This window comes from Crossiella cryophila, from assembly GCF_014204915.1.
Taxonomy (GTDB): Bacteria; Actinomycetota; Actinomycetes; order Mycobacteriales; family Pseudonocardiaceae; genus Crossiella; species Crossiella cryophila.
On the sequence record NZ_JACHMH010000001.1, the window covers coordinates 10003359 to 10025612 of the forward strand.

General features: G+C 72.4%; 17 protein-coding genes. 6 read left to right on the forward strand and 11 right to left on the reverse strand.

The annotated features are described in order from the left end of the window. Positions 1–331: 331 nt before the first annotated feature. Positions 332–1669 (reverse strand): MFS transporter, encoded by a 1338-nt coding sequence (locus HNR67_RS43125; RefSeq protein ID WP_185009797.1) that lies wholly within the window; start codon positions 1667–1669, stop codon positions 332–334. 101 nt (positions 1670–1770) lie between these two features. Next, positions 1771–2898, reverse strand: a complete 1128-nt coding sequence (locus HNR67_RS43130) for a glycosyltransferase (RefSeq protein ID WP_185009799.1) — start codon at positions 2896–2898, stop codon at positions 1771–1773. A 33-nt stretch (positions 2899–2931) separates the two neighbouring features. On the opposite strand from HNR67_RS43130, the gene hrpB reads away from it, so the two are divergent. Beyond that, on the forward strand, positions 2932–5325 hold the full coding sequence (gene hrpB / locus HNR67_RS43135) for an ATP-dependent helicase HrpB (protein WP_185009801.1): 2394 nt from the start codon (positions 2932–2934) through the stop codon (positions 5323–5325). Here the strand turns inward: hrpB and HNR67_RS43140 are convergent. Further along, a complete protein-coding gene (locus HNR67_RS43140; protein WP_185009803.1) occupies positions 5315–7804 on the reverse strand; it encodes a LuxR C-terminal-related transcriptional regulator in 2490 nt (829 codons plus the stop codon). The genes hrpB and HNR67_RS43140 overlap by 11 nt on opposite strands. A 152-nt stretch (positions 7805–7956) precedes the next feature. Here HNR67_RS43140 and HNR67_RS43145 point away from each other — a divergent pair, with 152 nt between their 5' ends. Continuing rightward, positions 7957–8877, forward strand: a complete 921-nt coding sequence (locus HNR67_RS43145) for a hypothetical protein (protein ID WP_185009805.1) — start codon at positions 7957–7959, stop codon at positions 8875–8877. 5 nt (positions 8878–8882) lie between these two features. Here the strand turns inward: HNR67_RS43145 and HNR67_RS43150 are convergent, their stop codons facing one another. Continuing rightward, positions 8883–11765, reverse strand: a complete 2883-nt coding sequence (locus tag HNR67_RS43150) for a helix-turn-helix transcriptional regulator (protein WP_185009807.1) — start codon at positions 11763–11765, stop codon at positions 8883–8885. Positions 11766–11997: 232 nt separating this feature from the next. Between HNR67_RS43150 and HNR67_RS43155 the strand changes: the two genes are divergently transcribed. Further along, entirely contained in the window at positions 11998–12513 is a 516-nt protein-coding gene (locus tag HNR67_RS43155) for a hypothetical protein (protein WP_185009809.1), read from the forward strand. A 6-nt stretch (positions 12514–12519) separates the two neighbouring features. On the opposite strand, the gene HNR67_RS43160 is transcribed toward HNR67_RS43155, so the two are convergent. Genes HNR67_RS43160 through HNR67_RS43180 form a run of 5 tightly spaced genes read right to left on the reverse strand, consistent with a single transcriptional unit; the run spans position 12520 to position 17347 of the window. Continuing rightward, a complete protein-coding gene (locus HNR67_RS43160) occupies positions 12520–13707 on the reverse strand; it encodes an NAD(P)/FAD-dependent oxidoreductase (RefSeq protein WP_312989450.1) in 1188 nt (395 codons plus the stop codon). 5 nt (positions 13708–13712) lie between these two features. Next, the gene (locus HNR67_RS43165) at positions 13713–13907 is read right to left on the reverse strand and encodes a ferredoxin (protein ID WP_185009811.1); all 195 of its coding nucleotides are present in this window, start codon (positions 13905–13907) and stop codon (positions 13713–13715) included. Between the two features lie 16 nt (positions 13908–13923). Beyond that, entirely contained in the window at positions 13924–15126 is a 1203-nt protein-coding gene (locus HNR67_RS43170) for a cytochrome P450 (RefSeq protein WP_185009813.1), read from the reverse strand. Positions 15127–15180: 54 nt separating this feature from the next. Further along, a complete protein-coding gene (locus HNR67_RS46585; RefSeq protein ID WP_185009815.1) occupies positions 15181–16629 on the reverse strand; it encodes a sensor histidine kinase in 1449 nt (482 codons plus the stop codon). 4 nt (positions 16630–16633) lie between these two features. Further along, positions 16634–17347 carry a response regulator transcription factor gene (locus tag HNR67_RS43180; RefSeq protein WP_407645194.1) on the reverse strand — a complete coding sequence of 238 codons (714 nt, stop codon included), beginning with the start codon at positions 17345–17347 and terminating at the stop codon, positions 16634–16636. A gap of 159 nt (positions 17348–17506) precedes the next feature. On the opposite strand from HNR67_RS43180, the gene HNR67_RS43185 reads away from it, so the two are divergent. Together HNR67_RS43185 and kstD are read left to right on the forward strand one after the other, a co-directional pair. Then, a complete protein-coding gene (locus tag HNR67_RS43185; RefSeq protein WP_185009817.1) occupies positions 17507–18568 on the forward strand; it encodes an SMP-30/gluconolactonase/LRE family protein in 1062 nt (353 codons plus the stop codon). A gap of 107 nt (positions 18569–18675) precedes the next feature. After that, positions 18676–20328 (forward strand): 3-oxosteroid 1-dehydrogenase, encoded by a 1653-nt coding sequence (gene kstD / locus HNR67_RS43190; protein ID WP_185009819.1) that lies wholly within the window; start codon positions 18676–18678, stop codon positions 20326–20328. Positions 20329–20332: 4 nt separating this feature from the next. Here kstD and HNR67_RS43195 read toward each other — a convergent pair whose 3' ends face one another. After that, a complete protein-coding gene (locus tag HNR67_RS43195) occupies positions 20333–20917 on the reverse strand; it encodes a TetR/AcrR family transcriptional regulator (RefSeq protein ID WP_312989454.1) in 585 nt (194 codons plus the stop codon). Between the two features lie 92 nt (positions 20918–21009). On the opposite strand from HNR67_RS43195, the gene HNR67_RS43200 reads away from it, so the two are divergent. Beyond that, entirely contained in the window at positions 21010–21639 is a 630-nt protein-coding gene (locus tag HNR67_RS43200) for an NAD(P)-dependent oxidoreductase (RefSeq protein ID WP_185009823.1), read from the forward strand. Here the strand turns inward: HNR67_RS43200 and HNR67_RS43205 are convergent, their stop codons facing one another. After that, positions 21640–22227 (reverse strand): TIGR03086 family metal-binding protein, encoded by a 588-nt coding sequence (locus HNR67_RS43205; RefSeq protein ID WP_312989457.1) that lies wholly within the window; start codon positions 22225–22227, stop codon positions 21640–21642. Positions 22228–22254: the final 27 nt, after the last annotated feature.

Below are 22254 nucleotides of genomic sequence, written 5' to 3' on the forward strand. Positions count from 1 at the left end.
CAGCCTAATGGGACCCGGATGAGAACCCGGTGAGTCGAATCGCCTGCCCACTCTTCGGGTGAGCGCGGGCCGGTGATCGAGGTTTCATTGAATTACCGTCGGAACTTTCCGGCGGTGACCCGGCGAGTATGCGCGGATACCGCCGGACCAGCCTGAACTGCCTGTTTCGCGGCGGATCCGGATTTCACAGCAACTGTTTATCAACAGCGGGTAGCGCCGGACCCGACTACCGCCGGGGGCACCCATTCCCTAGTACGGGTGACGACCTGCACACTCGGCGCACACGTGGGGGGCCGGTTGCGAGGGCGCCGGTCCCCCACGTTCCCAAGTCTCAGGCCTCGGGCTGACGTGGTTTCCCGGCCACCCGCGTGCCCAGCGGCACTTCGGGCCCCTCGTCCAGGCAGCCGCACTCCGCGGCCACCGCGACACCCCGGTTCGATTCCGCCGCGGACTTCTCGGCCTGCTCGACCTTGCTCGGCAGGGTCTCCGGCGCGGCCAGCCACACCAGCGCGGCGAGCAGGCTCAGCAGGCCGGTGACCGCGAAGGCGGCCTGGTAGGAGATGGTCTCGGCGATCGCCCCGGCGACCAGCGGGCCGATGATCGCGCCGACGTCGGCGGTCATCTGGAACCCGGCCAGCACCGGACCGCCGCGGCCCCGGTTGCCGATCACGTCGGCGACCGCGGCGTTCTGCGGCGGGTTGAGCAGGCCCGCGCCCAGCCCGGCGACCAGGCAGGAGGCCAGGAACATCGGCACCGAGGTGGTGAAGCCCACCCAGATGGTGCCGATGGCGGAGATGACCAGGCCGATCAGCACCAGTGGTTTGCGGCCCTGCCGGTCGGCCAGCCAGCCTGCCAGCAACAGCATGGCCGCGTTGCCCACCGCGAAGACGGTCATCGCCCAGCCGGCCATGCTGGGCTGTTGCAGCAGCACCGCGGAGACGAACAGCGGGATCAGCGAGACCCGGACGCCGAAAACCGCCCAGCCGTTGGCGAAGCTGGAGGCCAGCGAGGCCACATAGGCGCGGTGCTTGAGCGCCTCGCGCACGGTGAGCACCGGGCCGTCGTCCTTCACCGGCGCGGCCAGGGTGGAGCGGCGCAGGAACAGCCAGGCCACGAAGGCGGCCAGCACCAGCGCGGCGGCGTAGCCGAGGAAAGGCAGCTTGAGCGAGATGGACACCAGCACGCCGCCGAAGATCGGCCCGATCACGTTGCCCAGCAGGAATCCGGTGCCCCACAGCCCGGAGGCGCGGCCGCGCAGGTGCGGCGGGCTGAGCCGGACCAGCAGGGCCACCGCGGACACGGTGAACATGGTCGACCCGGTGCCGCCGAGGGCGCGGAAGAGCAGCAGCTGCCAGTAGGAGTCGGCGAAGGCGCAGGCGCCGGTGGACAGCGCGACGATCAGGATGCCGATCAGGTAGATCGGGCGTTCGCCGAACCTGGTCACCAGCCTGCCGCTGACCGGGGCGAAGGCCAGCCGCATGAAGGCGAAGGCGCTGATCACGATGGAGGCCGCGGTGACGCCGACGTCGAAGCTGGCGGCGTAACTGGGCAGGGCGGGGGCCAGGATGCCGAAGCCGATCGCGATCACGAAACTGGCCACGACCAGCACCCAGACCTCGGCGGGTAACCGCTGTGCGCTCTGGTCGGTGGTCTCCTCGGCCGAACGCACGCTGCCTCCATGATCTTCGTTAGCGTCACTAACTAAGCGCTCAGAGGATAAGCGATCTCGGCAAAGGGTTATTCCTTGTCACGCAACGGATTCGGTTGCTCTCAGCCGGTGACGGAGCGGCCGCGCCAGGTCGCGGTGCCGCGCAGCACCTGACCGACGCCTGCGGCCAGCGTGCTGCCCAGCGCGGCCCAGGACAGCGGCGCGAGCACCGCGGGCGCGACGGGCTGGCCGAAGAACCGGGCGAAGATCAGGTGCCCGTAACTCTGCGCGGCCCAGCCGAGCAGCCCGGCCAGCGCGATCCGCCGGTCGCGGCGCAGCAGGCCGGTGACCGCCGCGATCGGCGGGGTGAGGCCGAAGACCAGGCTCACCACGGCCCCGGCGGCCAGCACCGGCACACTGCCGCCGCTGCCGACCACGAAGCTCTTCCGCAGCGAGCGCCAGAGCTGGCCGAACCCGTCGTGGCCCTGGGCGACCAGCTCGGCGGTGGCGTCCACGATCAGCACCCGCCCGCCAGTGTCCCGGACCCTGGTGCCCAGGTCGACGTCGTCCGCGGTGGACCCGGCCAGCGCGGACCAGCCGCCGATGCGGTCGTAGGCGGTGCGGCGCAGCAGCAGGCACTGGCCGATGGCGAGCACCCGCCTGGTGTCGCTGTTGGGCGGGATGACCTCGAACATGGCCACCGTGGCCGCGGGCGCGAGCAGGCCGGCGCCCGCGCCACGGCGCATCCCGCCGGGGCTGGACACCAGGTCGGCGCCACTCGACTCGGCGGCGGCCAGCAGGCGGCCGAGCAGGTCCGGTCCGGCCACGCCGTCGGCGTCCATGAACAGCAGCCACTCCGGCTCACCCGCGGCACGCACCCCGGCGGCCATCGCGGCCACCTTGCCGGACCAGCCCGGCGGCGGGCCCTCACCGCGGACCAGGGTGACCCGCTGGTCCTGCGCGGCCTGGGCGGCGACGATCGCCGCGGTGCGGTCGGTGGAGGCGTCGTCGACCACCACGATCCGCAGGTCCGGGTGGTGCTGGGCACGCAGTGCGGCCACCCCTCGGCCGATGGTGTGCTGCTCGTCCCTGGCCGGGATGATCACGGCCACCTCGGCCGGGCGGTCCAGCGGCTCGACTGGCAGCGGGGCGACCTTGCGGATGACCCGCGCGTAGTTGGCGATCCGGCCCACCGCCAGTGCGGCCACCCCGATCGCCAGTCCGGCGCCGATCCGGCCCAGTGCGCTCATGCGGCCGAGTGTGCCAGGGCAGACTGTGCCCTTGTGGAGCTGCCCGACCTGCCGGTTCGCCCGGCGCTGCCGGAGATCGTCGCGACGCTGACCGCGCATGGGGCCGCGGTGCTGGTCGCGCCGCCGGGCACCGGCAAGACCACCCTGGTGCCGCTCGCGCTGGCCGCGGACGGGGCCAGGGTCGTGGTGGCCGAACCGCGGCGGCTGGCCGCGCGGGCGGCCGCGGCCCGGATGGCCCAGCTGCTCGGCGAGCCGGTCGGGGAGACGGTGGGCTACGCGGTGCGCGGGGACCGCAAGCGCTCGGCGCGCACCCGGATCGAGGTGGTGACCTCCGGGCTGCTGGTGCGGCGGCTGCAGAACGACCCCGAACTGTCCACTGTGGACATCGTGGTGCTGGACGAATGCCATGAGCGGCACCTGGACGCTGATCTGCTGCTCGCGCTGCTGCTGGACGCGCGGGCCGGACTGCGCGAGGACCTGCGGTTGCTGGCCACCTCGGCCACGGTGGCCGCCGAGCAGGTGGCCGGGCTGCTCGGGGACGCGCCGGTGATCCGGGTGGACGCGCGGACCTTCCCCACGCAGACGCGGTATCTGCCGCCGGTGCGCGGGCAGCGGATCGAGCAGGCGGTGGCGCAGGCGGTGCGGGTGGCGCTGGCCGAGGGCGACGGGGACGTGCTGGCCTTCCTGCCGGGGGTCGGCGAGATCAACCGGGTGGCCGCGGCGCTGTCCGGGCTGGACGCGGACGTGCTGCCGCTGCACGGCAGGCTGTCCTCGGCCGCGCAGGACGCGGCGTTGCGGCCGGGGCCGCGGCGGCGGGTGGTGCTGGCCACCGCGGTGGCCGAGTCCAGCCTGACTGTGCCGGGGGTGCGCGCGGTGGTGGACGCCGGGCTGGCCCGGGTGTCCACTGTGGACCATCGGCGCGGGATGTCAGGGCTGGTGACCACCAGGGTGTCCGCGGCAGTGGCCGAACAGCGCGCCGGCCGGGCCGGGCGGGAGGCGCCGGGCCGGGTCTACCGCTGCTGGCCCGAGCACGAGCAGTCCGCGCTGCCGCGTTATCCCGAACCGGAGATCCGGCTGGCCGACCTGACCCGGCTGGCCCTCGAACTGGCCGTGTGGGGCACGCCGGACGGCTCCGCGCTGTCCTGGTGGGACCAGCCCCCGGCCGGTGCGCTGGCCGCGGGCCGGACCGTGCTGCACGCGCTGGGCGCGCTGGACGCCGATGGCGAACTCACCGCCCGCGGCCGGGAACTGGCCGAGCTGGGCACACATCCGCGTTTCGCCAGGGCCCTGGTGGACGGTTCGCGGCGGGTCGGGTCGCGACGGGCGGCGGAGGTGGTCGCGGTGCTCGACGACGACACCCTGGCCGCCTCGGCGGACCTGACCGCCTCCCTGCGACGGCTGCGGAACGAACGTGGACCGGCGAGCAGCCGGTGGCGGCGGGAGGCGGACCGGCTGGCCCGCTCGCTGCCGGAAACCCCTGGCGGCAAGGACGATCCCGCGTTGATCGCGGCGCTGGCCTATCCGGAACGGTTGGCGCGCAAGCGGTCCGGGCAGACCGGGGTGTACCTGATGGCCGGGGGCACCGCGGTGGAGCTGCGCGGGGACGGCGACGGGCTGGGCGAGGCGGAGTGGCTGGCGGTGGCGGTGGCCGACCGGGAACCTGGCCGCACGCACGGACGGATCCGGCTGGCCGCGGTGGCCGATGAGGCCCTCGCCACCTCGGCCGGGGCGAGTCTGCTGTCCACTGTGGACGAGATCGGCTGGGCGGACGGCGATGTGGTGGCCAGGCGGGTGCGGCGGCTGGGCGCGATCACCCTGTCGGACAAGCCATTGCGCGAGCCGGACCGGGCCGCGGTGCAGGCGGCGCTGACCGAGGGGTTGCGCAAGGAGGGGCTGGGCCTGCTGCGCTGGACGCCCGATTCCCGCGGGCTGCGGCAGCGGCTGGCCTTCCTGCACCAGGTCCTCGGCGAACCGTGGCCCGCGATGGACGAGGAAGTCCTGCTGGCCGGACTGGACAGCTGGCTCGGCCCGGAGCTGACCAGCGCGCGGCGGCGGGCCGACCTGGCCAAGGTGGACGCCGGGCACGCGCTGCGCCGGTTGCTGCCCTGGCCGGTGGCCGGGCGGCTGGACGAGCTGGCCCCGGAACGGATCGCGCTGCCCTCGGGCAACCGCGCCCGGCTGGACTACGGCGAGGCGACCCCGGTGCTGCCGGTCAAGGTGCAGCAGGCATTCGGCTGGACCAGCACCCCGCGGATCGCCGACGGCCGGGTGCCGGTGCTGCTGCACCTGCTCTCCCCGGCCGGTCGCCCGGCCGCGGTCACCAGTGACCTGGAATCCTTCTGGCGCAACGGATATCCGCAGGTCCGGGCCGAACTGCGCGGGCGCTACCCGAAGCACAAATGGCCGGAGGACCCGTTCAACCCCTGAGCAGGTGCGCGGCCAGCGCGGTGCGTGAGGGCAGGCCGGTCTTGGCCAGGATGTTGGACACGTGCGTGGTCACCGTGCGCTCGCTCAGCGCCAGCCGGTCCGCGATGGTCCGGTTCGTGCAGCCCTGGCTGACCAGCCCGGCGACCTGGTGCTCCCGCGCGGTCAGCTCGCCCGGCGCCACCCGGCCCGCCGCCCTGGACACCCGGCGGCCGAGTCCGCGCTGCACCCGGATGGTCTGCTCCAGCAACCGGTTCGCCCCGCAGGCGGCGAACAACTCGCTGGCCCGCTCCAGCTCGCCCAGCGCGGCGGCCCGCTCGCCGAGACCGGCCAGCGCCATGCCCGCGACCAGGTGCGCCCTGGCCAGCCCCGGCCGCAACGGGGTGCGGGCGAACCCCTGCACCGCCTCCCCGGCCAGTCGTGCCGCCGCACTCCGTTCGCCACCGGCCAGCAGCAGCCGCGCCTCGGCCAGCAGGGCGTAGGCCAGTGCGCCCGGTTCGTTCGCGGCGGCCCGGCAGCGGCGGGCCCAGTCCGCGGCCTCGACCGGATCGCCGCGGCGCAGCGCGCTCTCGGTGAGCTGCTCCAGGTGCGGGGCCAGCAGGTTGTCCCGCACCTCGGCCAGGAAGTCCGCGGGCACCGGCAGGTCCATCGCCCGGCGCGCCTCGGCCAGCTGCCAGCGCACCTGGGCCCACCACGGGTGATCACCGGCCGGGGCCAGCTCCTCGGCCTGCTCGGCGAAGCCCAGCGCGGCGACCAGGTCACCGCGTTCCCCGGCCAGGTAACCACGCAGCATCAGCGCGTAGGCCAGCACCGGCGGCCTGCCGATCCGCCCGGCCAGCTCGGCCGCCTCGGCCAGGTTGACCTCGGCCAGCGCCCACTCCCCGGCGAGCACCTGGCCGAAGGCCGAGCGCAGGTGCCCGCGCATCAGCACCAGCCGCTGCCCGGTGTCCCTGGCCACCTGGTGCATCCGCTCGCCCAGCCTGCGCGCGTCGGCGAACCGGCCCAGGTGCAGCACGATGCCCACGCACTGCTCGGCGATCAGCAGCCAGTCGGCCAGTTCGGCCGTGGTGGCCTCGTCCACCAGCACGATGCTCTGCTCGACCGCGTCCTTGGCGGCCTCGATCGCGCCCGCGGTCCAGTGGTGGTAGGCCAGCAGCGAGTGGCAGGCCGCGTGGATCAGCGTGGCCGGTCTGGGCAACGGCGTGCCGAGCACCTGCCCGGCCAGCTCGACCGCGCCCTCGGGGTCCCCGGTGTTGTGCAGGGCGTAGGCCAGTTCCGCGCGCACCGCGGCCAGTTCCGCCGGATCGCCGTCCGGCCAGGTGTCCAGCACCCGGCGCAGCACCGCCCGCGCGGTCAGGTTGCGCCCGAACATCCGCTCCACCGCCGAGTACCGGATCACCGCCCTGGCCGCGATCGGCCCAGCCGAGCCCACCACCTCCTGGAACAGCCCCATGCCCTGCTCGGTGCGCCCGGCCGCGATGAGCACGTCGGCCAGTTCCAGCCGCACGTCCAGCGCCGGGCAGACCCGCTGCGCCGCGGTCAGCCACCGGGCCGCGGTGGCCGGTTCCCGGCCCCGCACCTCGCGCGCGGCCCGCACCAGCACCTCGGCCGCGCCCCGGTCACCAGGCCGGGCCGCGAACTCCAGCTGCCGGGCCCGTTCCGGCGCGGGCGCCCGCTGGGCCAGCAGCACCGCGGCCACCCTGCGGTGCGCCTCGATCCGCCAGCTGTGCGGGGCCGAGCCGTACACCAGCCGCCGCACCACCGGATGCCGGAACTCCAGCACCGCCCCGTTCTCCCGCAACAGATCCGCGGCCACGGCGGCGTCCAGCGCCTGCCGCACCCGAGCGGGCAGGCAGTCACCGGCCGGCGCGACCAGGTCCGCGGTGATGGCCTCGCCGATGACCGCGGCCGCCCGCAGCACCAGCACGCCGGTCTCCCCCAGCCTGTCCACTTCGGACAGCAGCGCGGCCCGCACACCGGCGGCGGGTCCCTCGGCCAACGCCCTGAGGTAGCAGGGATTCCCGCCACTGGCCGCGTGCAGCTCGGCCAGCCGGGCCGGACTGGCCGAGCCCACCAACTCACCGCACTCGGCCGGTGACAACGGTCCCAGCGCCACCCGGAGCCCGTCGACCTCGTCCAGCAACGCCTGCACCTCCGGCGCGAGCTGCCGTGGCCGGTAGCCGAGCAGCACGGTCAGCCGCAACCGGCCGGGAGTATGGATCAGCTTGTCCAGCAAGGCGAAGGTGTCCGGACCGGCCAGGTGCAGATCGTCCAGCAGCACCACCGGCGCCCCGGCCAGCCCGTCCCGCAGATCGGTGGCGAACGCCAGCTCCGGCACCGCCTGGCGGGCCCGGTTGAGCAGCGCGGTCTTGCCCAGCCACGGATCGCCGCTCACCTGCGCGAACCGGACCGCCCGGGTTCGTTGTGCGCCAAGGAAGGCAACCAGTTCGTCCAGCTCGCCGGAACGTCCTACCCAAGACATGACTCCCCCTCACCCCCACCGTATCGAGTGGACACACCGGGGCCGGGAGTCCTTTAGGGCAGACAAACGGTCATACGCACTTCCTACGACCCGCTGAGTCCGCCGAACCCGGTTTGCTGGCGCGGTCACCCGTGACCACCGAAGGGCAACCCGTGCGCAAGCCGAACAAGATCCTGCTCACCGCGCTGACCGCGGTCTGTCTGCTGGCGGCGGGCGCCCAGGTCAGCGCCACCGCCGAGCCCTCGGACGCGGGCACGCCGGTCAACACCTACCGGGACGCCTCCGGCAAGGTCACCGTGACCGTGTACGAACGGGTGGGCGCGGTGGCCGCGCACACCAGGGACCACCGGGTCACCATCCCGGACGCGGACATGGTCGCCGTCGGCGGCGGTGCGGTCGCGACGAACCAGGGCAACGGCGCGCTGCTCACCGCCTCCTACCCGCTGCCGGGGTTCACCGGCTGGGCGGCCAGTTCGAAGGACCACCACGCCGGCCAGCCGCACGGCCTGCGCGGCTACGTGATCGGGCTGAAGATCGCCGGGATGAGCGCGGACCAACTGCGCGCGCAGCTGAAGGTCACCGAGGCCACCAGCGCGGTGTCCGCGCACCCGGAGGCCGAGGCGCCCAACCCCGGCGCGGACTCCTGGGCGCTGCTCGGCGGCGGCTTCACCATCCAGTGGACCGGCGCCGGCAACCTGGCCACCGCCTCCTTCCCGACCGGCGGCGAGACCTGGAAGGCCCGCGGCAAGGACCACAACCAGGGCGATCCGGCCAGGCTGGTCGCCTATGGCGTCTACCTCAACCGGAACCTGCCGGTCGGCCGGGTCGCCGGCAGTGTGCTGCCCGGCGGTTCCGCCTTCACCAACCAGCCGGAGGCGACCGCGAACGTGGCCGAGGGCTTCGCGCTGACCGGCGGTGGCGCCGAGGTGCACTGGCAGGGCGTTGGCAACCTGCTGTGGAAGCTGGAGCCGGTGGCTGGCAGCTCGCGTGGCTACCGGGGCGCGAGCAAGGACCACGGCGGGGCCTCGCCTGCCGCGCTGACCGCCTGGGCGGTGGGCATCCGGCTGAGCTGACCCGCTCACTCCCCGTTGGCGGCGCGCAGCACGTGCGCCGCCAGCGCGGTGCGCGAGGTCAGCCCGGTCTTGGCCAGGATGTTGGACACGTGCGTGGTCACCGTGCGCTCGCTGAGCACCAGGCGTTCCGCGATCGCCTTGTTCGGGAAGCCCTGGCTGATCAGCTCGGCGATCTCGGTCTCCCGCACGGTCAGCTCACCCGGCGACACCCGTGGCGCGGCCTTGGGCACCCGGCGGCCCTGTTTGCGTTGCAGCTTCACGGTCTGCTCGACCCAGCGGCCCGCGCCGCATTCGGTGAACAGCACGATCGCCCGGTCCAGCTCGGCCAGCGCCTGGGCCCGCTGACCCGCCTCGGCCAGTGCCGCGCCCAGGGTGAAGTGCGCCTTGCCCACGTTGAACGGCAGGCCATCGGCGGCGAAGCTGGTCATCGCGGCGCGGGCGAGTTCGGCCGCGCGATCGGATTCCTTGCGGGCCAACAGAAACAGGGCCTCCGACAGCAGGGCGTGGCCGGTGGAGCCGCGCAACAGCTCGTGCGCCAGGCCCTGGCAGTGCTTGAGCGCCTGCTCGGCGTAGTGGAAATCGCCGAGCGCGGTGGCGTGCGCGACCAGCTGCTCCAGCTGGAAGCTCGGCAGTTCCCACACCCGCCGGGACGGGTGCTCGTAGCTCAGCTCGGCGAAGTCGGCGGCCAGGTCCACCGGCCTGCCGGAGATCCGGCGGGCCTCGGCGAGCTGGAACACCGCAGGCCCCATCGAGCGCAGCTCGTGCTTGCGGGCCAGCTCCACCACCTCCTCGGCCAGTCGCACCGACCGGTCCAGATCACCCCGGTCCCCGGCGATCTCGCTGGTCAGCAACAGGCTCAGGGCCAGCTCGAAGGGCTGGCCGACCAGGGTGGCGACCTCGATGGCCTCCTCGGCGAACTGCTCGGCCTCGACCAGCTCGCCCAGCATGTACAGCGCGGTGGCCGCGCGCAGCTGGCTGCGCAGCACCACCAGGTGATGCCCGGAACCACCGGCCAGCGCCAGGATCCGCCTGGCCTGCCGCACCGTGTCCGGATAGCGGCCCTGGAACAGCCCGGCCCAGTGGCTGTGCTCGATCGCGAGCAGGTGCTGGGCCAGCTCCTCGTCGGTGAGCGCGTCGAAATCGGCGATGGAGCGGTCGATCCACTCCGCCGCGGCCGGGATGTCGCGCTGCTGGAACCGGTTGTAGGACAACAGTCCGCAGGCGCTGGCCTGCAGGCCGCGCACCTCCGGCACCGGGGGTGTGCGGGCCACCGCGGTGGCGTGCGCCTCGGCCACCTCCTGGTTGCCCAGCGCGTGCTCGACGTAGGCCAGCTCGTGGTGCAGGGTGGCCGCGGTGACCGGGTCGGACTCGTCCACCGTGGCCAGTTCGGCCCGCAGCACCGGTGCGACCGCGCGGAACTGGCTCAGCCAGCGCTCGATCGTGGACCACAGCACCACCGCGCGGGTCTGCGCGGGCGAGTTACCCGGTCTGCGGCCGCGGATGAGCCTGCGCAGCACCTCCACGCCCTCCTCGGTGCGCCCGGCCGCGGTGAGCGCGTCGGCCAGTTCGACCTGGAGTTCCACCCGGTCCTCTGTGGACACCGCGGGCACCAGGCCGAGCGCGGCGGCCAGCCAGCGGGCCGCGGTGGCAGGCGCCCGGAAGCGGACCCGGCGGGCCGCCTCGACCAGCACCTCCACCGCCGCGGTGTCGCCGGGCCGGGCGGTCAGCTCCAGGTGCCTGGCCCGCGCCTCCGGGGCCGCGCCGCGCCGGTGCAGCACCTCGGCCAGCCTGCGGTGCGCGCCGTCCCGCCAGCTCAGCGGGGACGCGTCGTAGACCAGGTGCCGCAGCAGCGGATGCCGGAACTCCACCGCGCGGGCGCCGGTGCCGCCGCGGAAGACGTCCGCGGCCAGCGCCTCGTCCAGCGCGGCACGGACCTGGGTCACCGGCAGCACGCTGGTGACCGCGACCAGTTCGGCGTCCACCGGCTCACCGGCCACCGCCGCACCACGCACCACCAGCCGGGCCAGCGGACTCAGTCTGTCCACTTCGGACAGCAGCGCGGCCCGCACGTGCGCGGGCAGTTCCTCGCTCAGCTCGGCCGGGGTTTGCTGCCACAGCACCGGATCGGTCACGGTGGCCAGCGCCTGCAGGTAGAACGGGTTGCCCTGGCTGGCCCGGTGCAGTCCGGCCACCCTGGCCTTGCCCGCCTCGGCGCCGAGCAGCAGCGCGGTGGCCTCCTGGCTGAGCGGACCCAGTTCCAGCCGGTGCCCGTGGCCGTCGCTCATCGCCCTGGCCAGCATGGTGTGCCCGGCCACCGAGAGCTGCCGCGGCCGGTGCGCGACCACGAAGGTCAGCCTGCCCCGGCCCGGCCTGCGCACCAGGTGGTCCAGCAGTTCCAGCGAGGCGACATCGGCCCAGTGCAGGTCGTCCAGCACCACCACCAGCCCGGCCCTGCCGACCACCGCCTCCAGCGCGGCCCGCACCGCGCGGTGCAGCACATGGCGTTCCGCGCCGAGGTTGTCCTGACTCACCGCGCCGAAGGCCGGGAACACCGCGGCGCAGCGGGCCACCGTGACCGCGCCCAGCCGCTCGTACCAGGCCGGGCCGAGCGCGGCGAAGTGGTCGTCGAGGGCGTCGGCGAACACACCGAAGGGCCGGCAGGTCTCGAACTCCGAGGCCCGGCCGAGCAGCACCTCCTGGCCCTTGTCCCTGGCCGCGTCGGCGAGTTCGGCGAGCAGCCTGCTCTTGCCGATGCCCGGCTCGCCGACGATCTGCACGAACCGGAACCGCGCCGACGGTGGTCCGTCCACAATGGACACGAGTTCGGCGAGTTCCCGTTCCCGGCCGACAAAAGCGGACCGGCCCGGCTGCACTCGGACCTGTGGCACAGCATCCCCCAGCGCTCAAGACCCGGTGACCCCGGTGCAGGACCGTACTGGTGCACCTGGAGCAACGGGCGCTGCGTCAATGTTCTCTATCCGGGTGTGCCCGTTCGGGCGTACGGCCAGCACTCACTTTAGTGCGAACGCACCCGCGTACGTAGTTGTACCGAAGCATCCGAACCGCCCCCGGCGCTTGGCTGGCCCTACCGAATCCAACCCGAGTTCAGGGGGAACCACCTTGCGAAACCTGTCCAAGCTGGCCGCGCTCACCGCCGCCGTCGCCACCCTGGTCGTCACCCCGGCCGCGATGGCCTCGCCGACCCCGATCCCGGCCAAGTCGATCACCTTGGACGCCGCCTCCTTCGCCGGTCAGCTCCCGGCCCCCGGCGCCCACCTGACCAGGGCCACCGTCTTCTTCCACACCAACGACGAGGACAAGGACCACGACACCCACATCACGGTGACCGCCGTCGACCGCAACGGCACCACCGCGGCCAGGGTGGCCAACGCCTTCGGCGACTTCGACGACCACAGCGACAACGGGCCGTTCGGCATGTACATCCACAACCCGAGCCGCTGGGAGCTGCTGCAGGGCGGCAACCTGCACCTGCGCATCGACCCGAACGGCAACGACACCTGGCGCTTCAACTTCCGGGTGGACCTGGTGTTCTCCGACGGCAGCCAGCTGTCCTCCTGGGGCGACCGGCTCCAGATGAGCCAGAGCGACCGCACCCGCAACTTCCCGATCAGCTGACCCAGGTCAGGCTCCGGCAGGCGTCATCCCGTCGATGACCTGCTGCCGGTAGGGCCGCATGGCCCGAGCGCTGTTCCAGCCGACCGCGCCGGTCACCCGACCGGCGCGGCGGTACAGCGCCACGAACTTGCGCGACTCCAGATCGCCCTCCACCACCTCGACCTCGTCCTGCGCGGCCGGCAGGCCGAAGCCCTGGATCTTGAGGTCGTACTGGTCGGTCCAGAAGTAGGGCAGCGGCAGGTACGGCTGGGCGTTGTCCGGTCCGGCCAACAGGTTCTTGGCCACCGCGATGCCCTGTTCGGTCGCGTTGGTCCGGTGTTCCAGCCGCAGCTGGGCGCCAAGGCCCTCGTGGGTCCAGCTCGCCACGTCACCCGCGGCGTACACCCCAGGCACGGCCTGGCAGGTGGCATCGCACTCGACCCCGGCCGCGCTGATGTTGAGCCCACTGCCCTGCAACCAGCCCACCGCCGGGTTGGCGCCGATGCCCAGCACCACCACGTCCGCGGGCAGCTTGGTGCCATCGGCCAGCAGCACCGCGGTGACCCGGCCCATCGAACCGGCCAGGCTGGCCACGCCGACCCCGGTGCGCACCGGCACCCCGTGGTCGGCGTGCACCTGGCTGATCAGCCCGCCGATCCGCGCGCCCATCACCCGCACCATCGGTGCTTCCAGGGGTTCCACGATGGTCACCTCGGCGCCGAGCTTGCGCGCGGTGGCGGCCACCTCGCAGCCGATCAGCCCGGCGCCGACCACGACCACCCTCGGGCCGGTCAGCAGTTCGGCGCGCAGCGCGAGCGCGTCGTCCAGGGTGCGCAGCACGTGCACCCCGGCCAGGCCCTCGGCGCTGGGCAGGGTGCGGGCGGACACGCCGGTGGCGATCACCAGCGCGTCGTAGTCCACCCCGCTGCCGTCGGCCAGCTCCACCCGGGCACGCACCGGGTCCAGGCTGGTGGCGGCGTTGCCCAGCACCAGCTCCACGTCCAGGCCGTCGAGGTGGTCCTCGGCCCGCAACCGGGCCCGTTCGGGCGCCCAGTCCCCGGCCAGCACCTGCTTGGACAGCGGTGGGCGGTCATACGGCAGGTGCGGCTCAGCGCCGACCAGCATGACCTTGCCCTCGAACCCGCCCCTGCGCAGGGCCTCCACCGTGGTCAACCCAGCGGCCGAGGCACCCACCACGACGACCTGACGCAACACCGTGTCTACTCCACTACTGAGATCGCGGCCGCGGGACAGCGGCTGACCGCATCATCCACCAGGGCCCGCTGGGATTCATCGGGAGTCGGGTCCAGCAACGCGACGATGCCGTCCTCCTCCCGCTGGTCGAACACCTCCGGCGCGGCCAGCACGCAGGAGCCCGCGCCGCAGCAGCGGTCCTGGTCGATCAGCACCTTCATCGGCCGAACTCCTCTCTCACCAGCGCACGGGCAGCTTGTGCACGCCGTAGATGGCCATGTCCGAGCGGAACGGGATCTCCGCCAGCGGCGCGGCCAGTTCCAGCGTGGGGAACCGCTCGAACAACGTGCTGAACACCACCCTGAGTTCCATCCGGGCCAGCTGCTGGCCCAGGCACTGGTGCGGGCCGAAGCCGAAGGTCAGGTGCGCCACCGGCTGGCGGGTGATGTCCAGCCGCTCGGCGTCCTCCAGCAGCGCCGGGTCGAAGTTGGCCCCGGAGACGTGCAGCGCCACGATCTCGCCCGCCTTGATCAGGTGGCCGCCGATCTCCACGTCCTCCAGGGCACTGCGCTGCAGGCCAAGGTGGATGATGGTCAGGTAGCGCAGCAGCTCCTCGACCGCCTTGTCTGCCAGCTCCGGCTTGTTCTTGAGCAGGTCGAGCTGGTCCGGGTTCTCCAGCAGCACCGCGGTGCTCAGGCCGATCATGTTCGCGGTGGTCTCGTGCCCGGCCACGAGCAGCAGGAAGGCGAAGCTGACCAGCACCTCGTCGTCGATCAGCTCCTCACCGGCGTCCGCGCGCGCGATCAGGTCCGACAGCAGGTCCTCGCCGGGGTCCAGCCGCTTGGTGCGCACCAGCACCGCCAGGTACTGGTTGAACTCCTCCACCGCCGCCAGCCTGCGCTCCGGCGGGGTGTCCAGGCGGAGCAGGTCCACGGTGACGGACTGGAAGTGGTCCCGGTCGGCGTACGGCACGCCGAGCAGCTCGCAGATCACCAGCGAGGGCACCGGCAGCGCCAGCTCCTCCACCAGGTCGACCACCCCGCCCTTGGCCGCCATCGCGTCCAGGTGCTCGTCCACGATCTGCTGGATCCGCGGCCGCAGGTGCTGCATCCGCCGGACAGTGAACTCCCTGGTCAGCAGCTTGCGGTAGGCCGGGTGCTCCGGCGCGTCCATGCTCAGCAGCATGCCCCGGCGCATCGGCGGCGGGTCCTGCTGGTTCTTGGCGAAGAGGAACCGGCGGTTGCGGACGGTGAACCGGGAGTCGGTGAGCACGGACCGGATGTCGGTGTGCCGGGTCAGCAGCCAGCCCTCGTCACCGCTGGGAAAGGTCATCCGGGAGATCGGCGCCGCGCTGTCGCGCAGGTCACTGATCTCCTGTGGCGGGTGGAAGGGACACTGCCGCTGCATGGGGAACGGCGGTGCGGCCATGGTCTCGGTCATCGCGGGAGCCCTCCTCGTGGGAACGACTCCAGGTGACCAGGACCACCTGCCGGTTCACCGAATGTCACCTGACAGTTTGCTGACGTCGGGTTCTCCGCGCGGGATGACCACGGTGAAGGCCGCGCCCTGCCCCGGCTGCGAGTCCACCCAGACCGAACCGCCGTGCGCCTCGCTGATCGCGCGCACGATGCTCAGCCCCAGCCCGGCCCCGCCCCGGCCACGGGAGGAATCCCCACGGTAGAACCGCTCGAAGACCCGGCCGAGCTGGTCGGGCGAGAGCCCAGGCCCCTCGTCGGCGACGACCACGCCCACCCCGCCCGCGCCGACCCCGCGCACCGCCACGTGCACCGGACTGCCGGCCGGGGTGTGTTGCAGGGCGTTGCCGATCAGGTTGCGCAGCACCTGGCGCAGCCGGTTGGCATCCCCGCGCACCACCGCGTTCACCGTGGTGATGGCCAGGGTGATCTCACGTTCGCCGTCGACCACCATCGCGTCGGCCACCGCGTCCCCGGCCAGCACGCCCAGGTCGACCGGTTCGGCCACCAGCGGACGGCCCTGGTCCAGCCGGGCGAGCAGCAGCAGCTCCTCGACCAGCGAGTGCATCCGGGTGGCCTCGTCCTCGATCCGGGTCATCGCCAGCTCGACCACCTGCGGATCGTCCACGCCCTGCAGGTAGAGGTCGGCCCAGCCGCGGATGGTGGTCAGCGGGGTGCGCAGCTCGTGCGAGGCGTCGGCGATGAAGCTGCGCAGCCGTTCCTCGGAGCGCTGCCGGGCGTCGAAGGCCAGGTTGACCGCGTGCGCGAGCTGGTCCACCTCGGTGTTGCCACCGGTCACCCCGATCCGCCTGCTGTGATCGCCCGCGGCGATGGCGGTGGCGTTGGCGGCCATGTCCCGCAACGGTTTCAACCCGACCCAGAGCACGCACAGGGACAGCAGCGCGAGCATGCCGACGGTGCCGAGGGTGGCGATCAGGCCGACGCCGGCCAGCCCGGCGAGGGTGTCGGCGTTGGGGCGCAACGAGGTGGCCACCACCACGTTGTGCGCGAGACGGCCGCTGGGGGTGCTCAGCGGCTGGGTCAGCGCGACGACCAGCGTGCGGTACTCCAGATCGGGATTCCCCTTGGCCAGCACGGTGTACGGCTCGCCGCCGGGGGTCCTGCGCTGGGCGTCGGAGAGGTCGGGCGCCGGTTCCGGCGGGCCGCTGGGGCCGTCCGGCTGGACCTCCCTGATCACCTGCCCGGCGCCGTCGACCAGGGCGAAGTAGCTGCCGCTCGGCCCGAGCGCGCCCATCGCCTCGACGGCCTCCCTGGTCAGCTCCCGGTGGTCCTTGTCGATCTGCTTGACCCGCAGCTCCACCACCCGCAACGCCTGGTCCACCCGCACCTGCAGGTAGTGCTGGAGCCCGATGTAGGCGGCCGCGTCCACCACCACGATGCCGATGGTGGCCAGCAGGATGGTGCCGGCCAGCAACCGCCCACGCATCGAGGCGAACCGCCAGGCCACGCCGTCAGCCCTTGGCCGGGCGCAGCGTGTAGCCGAAGCCGCGGACGGTGTGGATCAGCGGCGACCCCTCGGCGTCGACCTTGTGCCGCAGCCGGGAGATGAACTTCTCCACCACGGCCGCGTCCCCGCCGAAGTCGTACTGCCACACGTGGTCCAGGATCTGCGCCTTTGACACCACCCGGCCCGCGTTGACCAGCAGGTAGCGCAGCAGTTTGTACTCGGTCGGGGACAGCTCCAGCTGCCGCCCGGCCCGGTGCACCTCGTGCGCCTCCTCATCCAGCACCAGGTCCCCGCAGCGCAGCGCCGAGGACTCCTCCGGCCCGCCCTGGGTGCGCCGCAGCACGGCCTGCACCCTGGCCAGCACCTCGGCCACGCTGAAGGGTTTGGTCACGTAGTCGTCGCCGCCGAGGGTCAGCCCACGCACCTTGTCCTCGGTGGAATCGCGCGCGGTCAGGAACACCACGGGCAGCCGAGGCCGGTCCAGCCGCAGCCGTCGGCACAGCTCGAAACCGTCGGTGTCGGGCAGCATGATGTCCAGGATCAGCAGTTCGGGGTTGCCGCTCGCCGCGGCCCGCACCGCCTCGGCCCCGCTGCCCGCGGTGAGCACGTCGTACCCGGCCAGCCGCAGCGTGGTGGCGAGCAGCTCGGTTATGTAGGGCTCGTCGTCGACCACGAGCACCTTGGTGCCCGCGGTCGCGGCCATCGCGTCCAGGCGCATCTCCCCGCCACCGCTTCCCGTCGTCGACACCGGTCAAGGCTGTCACGACAACCCATCACCCTGACTCCCGACAGACCGTAGCCTGACCGTTTCCTGACGGCCTCGGAAGTGGACTTCCGGCTCTGGCGTGGTCTGAACCAGCCGGAAAGGATGCTGGCCATGAGACGACCTGCCGCACTGGCCCTGGCCACCACGCTGCTGCTCACGGCCACCGCGACCGCCGTTTCCGCCGCCCCGGAAGCCCCCACGAGCCCACCCGCCCCAGCCACCCTCGCCGCCCCGCACGCCCCAGCCACCCTGGCCAACCCGGCGAGCCCGGCCACCCCAGCGGCCCCAGCCACCCTCGCCTCCCCCGACTCCCCCTCCGCCCCGGTCACCTGGCCCATCGGCCCCCGCCCGGAAAGCGCTGTCCAAGCCTGGCACGGCCGCGTCCACGTCTCCGTCCAGGGCGAGGCCACCCCCGGCCGCAACGACGGTGAGATCCGCACCCTCGACCCGGCCACCGGCCAGGTCAGCACCTTCGCCACCGGCCTGGACAACCCCCGCGGCCTGGCCTTCACCGGAAAGTTCCTGATCGCCACCGACTTCACCCGGGTGTGGCAGATCGACCACACCGGCGCCAAGCGCGTGCTGGCCGAGTCCACCGCCTTCCCGCACCCGGTGGCCGCCCTCAACGACGCCGTCGCCGAGCCGGGCGGCCAGGCCGTCTACGTCACCGAGATGGGCGCCAGGGAGAAGATGCGCGACCCCAACGGCGCCCTCTGGCCGGTGGACAGCCCGCAGGCGCTGGACATCCCGGCCCGCGCCAGGGTCTACCGGATCTCGCTGTCCGGCAAGGTCACCGAGGCCGCCGCGCCGTCCCGCCGCACCCTGATCCACAACGGCATCACCGTCGGCAACCGCCCCGGCACCCTGCTCGCCGCCGAGTTCTTCTACGGCAACCTGACCGAGATCGACCTGCGCACCGGCCGCCAGCACATCCTGGCCACCGGCTTCCGCGCCGCCGACGGCATCGAGCAGGCGGGCGACGGCACCATCTACGTCTCCAGCTTCGACCAGGGCGCGGTGTGGCGGGTCGACCGCGACGGCGAGAACCCGAAACTCCTGCTCTCCGGCCTGGGCTCGGGCGGCACCGCCGACTTCCTGCTGGACGAGCGCGGCAAGCGGCTGCTCATCCCGGACACCACCCGCGGCACCGTGACTGTCCTGCCACTCAGTTGAACACGTTCTACCTTCAGTCGGACAACTTCCTTCTTTTGGCAGAACACAGACACCCGCCAAAACTATAACCTGTTTCACATTATCCCCCGACCCAACGGAGGGCGGCGATGGCGGAATTCGACGTGGTGGTGGTCGGTGCCGGAGCCGCGGGGATGACCGCGGCCCTCACCGCGGCCAAGCGGGGGTTGCGGACCGTCGTGCTGGAGAAGGCGGCGGTCTTCGGCGGGTCGATGGCCCGCTCGGGGGCGGCGATCTGGATCCCGAACAACGAGGTGCTGCTGGCCGCTGGCGTGCCGGACACACCGGAGAAGGCCGCCACCTACCTCGCGCACGTGGTCGGCGACATCCCGATCGAGCGCCAGCGGGCCTACCTGTCCAACGGCCCGGCGATGCTCTCCTTCCTGCAGCGCAACAGCCCGCTGAAGTTCACCTGGATGGAGGGCTACTCCGACTACTACCCGGAGTTCCCCGGCGGGATCCCGGCCGGCCGCTCGATCGAACCGCAGATGATCGACGGCCGGATCCTGGGCGCGGAGCTGGCCAACCTCAATCCGCCTTACATGGCAACGCCGCCTGCCACCGTCGTCTACGGCGTGGACTACAAGTGGCTCACCCTCATCGCCCGCCACCCACGCGGCGTGGCCACCGCCAGCACCATGGTCGCCCGCGGCATCGCGGCCGGGCTGGCCGGCCAGAAACCGCTGACCATGGGCGGCGCGCTGGCCGGTGGGCTGCGGGCCGGCCTGATGACCGCCGGGGTCCCGGTCTGGCTGAACACCCCGCTGGTGGACCTGCTGGTGGAGAACGGCCGGGTCACCGGCGTCATCGCGCAACAGAACGGCGCCCAGATCCAGGTCAGGGCCAGGCGCGGGGTGATCGTCGGCTCCGGCGGCTTCGAGCACAACGAACGGATGCGCAAGGAGTACCAGGAGGAGCCGATCGGCACCTCCTGGTCGGTCGGCGCGAAGGCCAACACCGGCGCCGGAATCGAGGCGGGCCAACGCATCGGCGCGGCCACCGACCTGCTCGACGACGCCTGGTGGGGCCCGGCGATCCCGCTGCCGGAGGGCCCGTACTTCTGCCTGTCCGAGCGCACCCTGCCCGGCTGCATCCTGGTCAACGGCGCGGGAAAGCGGTTCGTCAACGAGGCCGCGCCCTACAGCGACGTCGTGCACGTGATGTACGAGAAGGACCAGCCCGGCGCCTCGCACATCCCGGCCTGGCTGATCACCGACCAGCAGTACCGCAACCGCTACCTGTTCAAGGACATCGCGCCCCTGCTGCCGCTGCCGCAGGCCTGGTTCGACAGCGGCGCGATGGCCAAGGCGGACAGCATCGAGTCACTGGCCGCCCGGATCGGCATCCAGCCGGTGCTGCTGCGCGAAACGGTCGACCGCTTCAACGGCTTCGCCCGCGCGGGCCGCGACCTGGACTTCAAACGCGGCGACAGCGCCTACGACCACTACTACGCCGACCCCACCAACACCCCCAACGCCTGCCTGGCCCCCATCAGCCAGGGCCCCTTCTACGCGATGAAGATCGTCCCCGGCGACCTGGGCACCAAGGGCGGCATGCGCACCGACGCCCGCTCCCGGGTGCTGCGCCCGGACGGCTCGGTCATCCCCGGCCTGTGGGCCTCCGGCAACTGCACCAGCGCGGTGATGGGCCGCAGTTACGCCGGCGCGGGCTCCACCCTCGGCCCCGCCATGACCTTCGGCTACATCGCCGCCCACGACCTCGCCGACACCCCGGCCCGCTGACCGCTCACTTCCCCAGCCCGGCCAGCAAAGTTCCCACCAACCGCGCAGCCACCTGATCGAGCGATTCGGTGTGCTCGACGAAGTGCCCGAGGAAGGCGTGCTGCACGCAGGCCCCGGTCAGCAACTCCGCCGCGCCCACCGGATCCACCCCGTCCGCCAACCGCCCGCCGCGCTGCTCGGCGGCGAGGTACCCGGCCACCGCCTGCCCGGCGATCTGCGGCCCGGTGCCCCGCTCCCGCAGCGCGGCGCGGTGCGCGGCGAACAACTCCGGCTCGGCGAACAACGAGGCCGCCATCGGGAAGGTCTCCGCGTAGAACACCAGCATCGCCCTGGTCAGCTCCACCAGCGTGTCCCGCACCTCGCCGACGCCCACCCGCCCCGGCAGTGCGGCCACCCTGACCAGCAGCTCGCCGGGCACCCGCTCACCCAGCACCGCCAGGAACAGCTCGGTCTTGCCCGCGAAGTGCTTGTACAGCGCCGCCTCGGACAACTCGGCCGCCTTGGCGATCTCCTTGGTGGTGGCCCGCGCCAACCCCTTGGTACGCAACACCCGCGCCGCCGCGTCCAGGATCCGGTCCCGAGTACTCACACGTCCTCCACTCACCGCCGACGGTTGACAGGTTAGTGAACACTCACCCACCATAGTGGTTAGTAAGCACTCACTAACCACAGGAGGGTCTCATGAACATCACCGTCCTCGGCGCCACCGGCCGCACCGGCGAACACGTCGTCCAGCAGGCCCTGAAGGCAAAACACCAGGTCACCGCAGTGGTCAGGAACCCGGCCAAACTCCAGCTGCACCACCCCGCCCTGACCATCGCGCAAGCCGACGTGCTCGACCCCACCACCCTCACCGAACACCTGACCGGCCGCGACGCGATCATCTCCGCCCTGGGCGCCGGCCACCTGAAGCCCAGCACGATCTGCACGGACAGCGCCGAATCCATCCTGCGCGCGATGCCCAAGGCCCGCGTCCGCCGCCTGATCGTGGTCAGCACCTCCGGCGCCACCACCGAAGGCGACCGCCCCTTCACCCGCTACCTGCTCAAGCCCGTACTGGGCCGCGTCTTCCGGCACCCCTGGGGCGATATGCGCCGGATGGAGGAGCTGATCATGGCCAGCGACACCGACTGGACCATCGTCCGCCCGCCGCGCCTGACCAACACCCAGCACACCGGCATCTACCGCACCGCCACCAACCGCAGCATCCCCGGCGGCAACAGCATCCCCAGGGCCAACCTGGCCAACGCCCTGCTGAACACCGTCACCAACCGAACCACCTACAACCAAACCCTCACCGTCGCGACCTGATCACCGCCCAACAACCGTCCACTGAGGATCCCGCCCGGTAAGCCCCAGAATTCTGTCCAAAGTGGACGCATCGGAAGAAACCCCGACCTCCGCCCCATAAACCCCCATCTCCCGCCCCTGCTGAGCAGTCATCGCGACCTGCTCATGCAAGAACTCCACCAACCCCGCGTCCCAGTCCACCACCTGCCCAGTGGCCCGAGCCAGATCCCACCCATGCACCACAAGCTCGGCGACAACCATGCCCCCCACCACCGAAGCAGGCATCGGCTCAGCCCCACCCATCCAGGTCAACCCTTCCCAAGCAGAGTCAACCCCCCAAGCCTCCACCGTCCGCCCAACCTGCCCACCCAGCGCACCAACCCACCCATCCCCCACCAACTCAACCTCCCCTTCCCCCGCCGCGGGCGGCGGCACAGACTCCTTCCGCGCAGCCCCCGCCAACGAGGGCCCCCAGAACAACAGGTGATTCACCAACCCCCGCACGTCGTACTCGGAACAAGGCGTGGCGGCCCCCAACGACGCATCCGTCAGATTCCGCACCACCGCGCCCAACGGCGCCCCCACCAACAACATGTGCTCAGCAGACATGCCCCCAACCTAGGCACCGCAGACCCC